The sequence below is a fragment of the Actinopolymorpha sp. B17G11 genome, from assembly GCF_040196095.1.
GTDB lineage: Bacteria > Actinomycetota > Actinomycetes > Propionibacteriales > Actinopolymorphaceae > Thermasporomyces.
This window is the reverse complement of record NZ_JBEFTW010000091.1, coordinates 1-2,267: the sequence shown is the minus strand read 5'-3', so window position 1 is coordinate 2,267 and position 2,267 is coordinate 1. Positions and strand designations below refer to the sequence as shown.

Below are 2,267 nucleotides of genomic sequence, written 5' to 3'. Positions count from 1 at the left end.
CCGGCCCGACCGAACAACCAAGTGGAAAAGCTGGACAGACCAGCAGCCACGCCCTACCCGGTGAAAGCCAGCCACCGCCAACTCCACAACAAAGATCATCACATCACCGGGCCCACGGATCGAGGCTAAGGGCCGGGGTGTTGGCAACAACGCCTCCATGAACACCGTTACGGTGTCCAGTTTGCTGAACAGGCCGGACTTCCGTTCCGGTCGTCAGCGTGGTCGGAACGGATTGTCGCTGTGGGCAGCTCGTTGGCCGATCTCGCCGCGTCGGTGCCGTTCGGCCTGCCAGACATCCCAGCCCCGCTACAGCCAATGCGCGCGCCGAGCAACTCGGCGAACAGCTCGAACAGGTCCGCGAGCTCGAGCAGACCGGCGCCGACCGGGACCATGCCGCCGAACAGCTGCGGCAGACCGCAGCCCAGCTGGAGGCGACCCGCGACCAGCTGATCGTTGCCACCACCGCACGCGACGACCTGGCACGGCAACTGACCGCCGCCCGCCAGAAACCGCCGACCTGGCGCCTGAACGCGACTTGCTCGCCGTCCAGCTCGAGCGGCAGCAGGCCATCAGCTCCAACGTGCCGAGACCGCCGAGCGGGCCGTCAGCCGAGCAGAATTTCCCCGTCGAACAACTCACCACACAGACCGCCGAGCAGCGTTACCAACTCCGCGACGCCACCGCAAACCGGGACGCGCTCCAGACCGAACTCTCCAGGTCCGCGCCGATCTGGCCGCCGCCCGCGCCCAAGCCGAGGCCGACCGGACCGCCGCGCAACAACGACTCGACGATCTCCGCACCGAACACGCCACAAAGCTCGACGACCTCCGCGAACGACTCCCCCAACCCACCACCGAAACCACAGGCAAGGCACCGCGCCGCCGCCCGACCGAGTATCTTCCTTCTCCGCTCTCCGCTCTCCGCTCTCCGCTCTCCGCTCCCGGGCGCGGTGTGGGGGTGGGTCGACTTCGGCGTGTCTGGACCGCGACACCAGGGGTGAGGAAGATCGGTACAGCGATTAGCGCGAACGATGACCTTGTTTCAGGTAGCCGCCGGCTGTAGACACCGACGAACGCCGTGGTCGCCGCGTCGACGCCGGCCAACGCGGTTGCGGCGCCTGTTCCGTGGGGATGACGAGACCGACGCCGGGGCGCGCCAGGTCCGGATCCGTGACCGTCTCCACCAGGCGTATGCCAGGTGTCAACGCACGTAGGTGGAACCAGCCGGTTTCGGCGGTCGGTCGCGTTTCTCGCCGAGTCCGGCGTGCGCCAGTTCCTCGGCATCGGCACCGGGCTGCTGACGGCCAACAACACCCACGAAGTAGCACACGCGATCGCACCGGAATCGCGTGTCGTTTGCGTCGACAACGATTCCCTGGTGCTCGTGCACGCGCGGGCATTGCTCGTAAGCACGGCAGAGGACGCAACCGCGTACATCGAAGCCGACCGCCGCGACCCCGCGGCATCCTCGACGCCGCCGCGGCAACGCTCGACCTCGACCAGCCGGTCGCCGTCACGCTCATGGGGATCCTGCACCACGTAACCGACACCCCAAGCCAAGGCGATCCTCGGCGAGCTGATGGCATCGCTGCCCTCCGGCAGCCACCTCGCCCTCTCCCACGCCGCCAACGTCGTACACGGCCCGTCATCTGACGACGTGCGTGTCGGGGGTGCGTGCCGGACACGCGTTGGTTCCCCTGATGCGTCGAACCGCCGGAGACCCTAACCCACCGCCCGGTCTCTGCTGGTCTGCCATGAGGCCAATCTAGGCTTCGTTTCATATCAATATAAACAAAACGAAACGATACGAACGTTATGAGGTGGTTTGTTGGGCTCGGCTCCGCCGTGCGGTGCTGCCCGGCGAGGAAACCCCAAAGGCCGGCCCCGCCTATCTGCCAGCCTCTCGGTTGGCGCCCGCAACATGTAATACGTGCGTGTTACGGCAAGCCATACAGCGTTAGCATCCCTTGCGCGCAAGGGAAACTCGCCATTGCCGCACTGTCAAGACTGGCCTGACTGTGAAATCTCCTTAAAAATAAAATAGTTTTCGTCTTTGGGCCACTCGCAGAGGCCTTGCCACCAAGGGCGTCACCGGCGAGTTGTCCCTTATTTTTAAGGCGTAACGATATCACTAGCAAGGTCTAGTGCCTCATCCGGAAACGTTGATGACGTAATCGTGTCGTGTTGACCGGTCCGGTGGTGAGTCTGGAGGCTTGCTGCTGGAGGTGGTGATGGCTCGTAAGCCTGAGGTGTTTGTTCGGCCGTTGG

General features: G+C 64.8%; 1 protein-coding gene and 1 pseudogene. One reads left to right on the top strand and one right to left on the bottom strand.

Annotated features, from left to right (window positions below):
- Nucleotides 1–660: 660 nt before the first annotated feature.
- Nucleotides 661–846, bottom strand: a complete 186-nt coding sequence (locus ABN028_RS35090) for a hypothetical protein (RefSeq protein WP_349699652.1) — start codon at nt 844–846, stop codon at nt 661–663.
- Between the two features lie 351 nt (nt 847–1,197).
- Between ABN028_RS35090 and ABN028_RS35085 the strand changes: the two are divergent.
- Nucleotides 1,198–1,652: pseudogene (locus ABN028_RS35085) on the top strand (SAM-dependent methyltransferase).
- The last annotated feature ends 615 nt before the right edge of the window (nt 1,653–2,267 follow it).